General features: G+C 37.0%; 2 protein-coding genes. Both read right to left on the reverse strand.

All coding sequences use genetic code 11. The features are described from left to right. On the reverse strand, window positions 1-374 hold a 374-nt coding region (locus GXM17_RS21375), incomplete at its 3' end, for a phage portal protein family protein (RefSeq protein WP_208796484.1). A 3-nt stretch (window positions 375-377) separates the two neighbouring features. Beyond that, the gene (locus GXM17_RS21380; RefSeq protein WP_163401539.1) at window positions 378-848 is read right to left on the reverse strand and encodes a hypothetical protein; all 471 of its coding nucleotides are present in this window, start codon (window positions 846-848) and stop codon (window positions 378-380) included. Between the last annotated feature and the right edge of the window lie 122 nt (window positions 849-970).

A 970-nucleotide genomic window follows, 5' to 3' on the forward strand; every position in this document is an offset into this window, starting at 1 on the left:
TCATCACCGCCAATAACAAACTCAACACCTGAAACACCCCATATTTTGGATTCCATCATCAAAGTGATTAAATCACGTCCTTTTTGGCTTCTGATTAGGTCGGTAAGATCATCATCCTGTTTGCCATCTTTTCCGATGAACTTTATTTTTTTATTCAGGACAGAGTTTATCCTTTTTTCAATGATACCACGCAAAAAACCATCCATTGAAAGGATGTCGTGATACAAATCGTAAAGCGTTACACGGTTTGGATAATAAATACTTTCAGCAGTAACGACACTTTCTTTTAGTTTTCCAATGTCTTTACTGCTACGGTCAGGAGCTACGAGTGTTAAGTCGTGTATGATAAAAGGCTCTTTTTCTTTATTTTCCATATTCTAAAATCTTTGTGTGCGTTTTGGGTTAGAACCCCAAAAAACGCCGTCATTTAATTGGCTTTCGTCTTCTGGCGTTTCAGGATCATCGGCTTTGTATGGCCAGTCAGGATTTATATTTCCCTCTTTAATATCGTAGAGCCATCCGGGAACTTCTTTGCTGCCAATCATTAACTCCCAATCCTCACGAAATAAATCTAAGTTTACATTTGGGTTTGCTTTTCGTACCAGCCAATAAGAGGCAATGACTTTTATAGTCTTCTTTAAATTCTCATCGACAACGGCTGGAGCTACTACCGGTTCGACAGTATCATCACCAAAAAGCGCTTTTAAATCGTATTTAAAAAGGTATGATTTGCAAAAGTCTTCTGCTGCTTTAATCTGTGAAATTGTTTCGCCTGGATTGCTTCGGGTTATTGCTGCAATAACTTCCGGGTATAGCTCCGTATTTAATTCTGATGGTTGTACTAACATTTTTAATGTTGTTTGATGATTCTTTGCAAAACCGTTAAAAGTTTCCTTGTTTTGATATGACTTCTTTGGTTTTCGCAAATAGTTGTATGTTCAACATAAATGGGAAAACCTAAAATATCTAC

Origin of the sequence: Flavobacterium fluviatile, from assembly GCF_010645065.1 — a bacterium.
GTDB lineage: Bacteria > Bacteroidota > Bacteroidia > Flavobacteriales > Flavobacteriaceae > Flavobacterium > Flavobacterium fluviatile.

Excerpts from the sequence above, each read along its gene's own strand:
- GXM17_RS21380 (WP_163401539.1), bottom strand. The coding sequence starts at position 848 with ATGTTAGTACAACCATCAGAATTAAATACGGAGCTATACCCGGAAGTT.